Raw genomic sequence first — 531 nt, forward strand, 5'->3', positions numbered from 1 at the left:
TATGAAAAATCTGCGGTAGCCCTAAGGCTACCAATGTGTCTGTCCGACCCCGGCCCTTCCTTTTTTTACTCTATCTCTAGAATTGACGCAGGTGGTGAGTGAACACCGACCCGCGCGGATTTTAAATTTCGTCTCTATCAGTCTCTCAAAGAACTTACGGAAGAACATCTCTCTTCCCTTGTGCCGCTACCCTTTAGCGGCTGTGCCTCAACGGCTTGCACTCTACTCTTTCGCTTTTGTTTCTGCTCCCTTCCGGAGCGGGTTGCAAAGGTAAGAAGCTTTTTCCTTTCTGCAAGGCCTCAGGGAAAAATTTTCAAACTTTTTTTTCCTTTCCTTTCTGCCCCCTTTCCTTTCCTGCGGCCCCTGTTACAGGGCCTCTTCAAGAAGCTTCCCTCTGGAAGCGGGTGCAAAGGTAAGAAGCTTTTCCTGATCTGCAAAACAAAAACAGAAAATATTTTCTGAAGCCTTTTCCTTCCTTCTTTCCCTGCAGGCCAGGTCCAGGCCCCGAGGTCCGCCTCCTCTGAAACGGGA

Annotated in this window: 1 protein-coding gene; it reads right to left on the reverse strand. The window is 49.2% G+C overall.

What is annotated here, in order from left to right; all coding sequences use genetic code 11:
• Nucleotides 1-299: 299 nt before the first annotated feature.
• The coding region (locus ACMA1I_RS23305; RefSeq protein WP_337070897.1) for a hypothetical protein at nucleotides 300-531 on the reverse strand (232 nt) is incomplete at its 5' end.

The sequence above is a fragment of the Pontibacter sp. 13R65 genome, assembly GCF_047525655.1.
Lineage (GTDB): Bacteria > Bacteroidota > Bacteroidia > Cytophagales > Hymenobacteraceae > Pontibacter.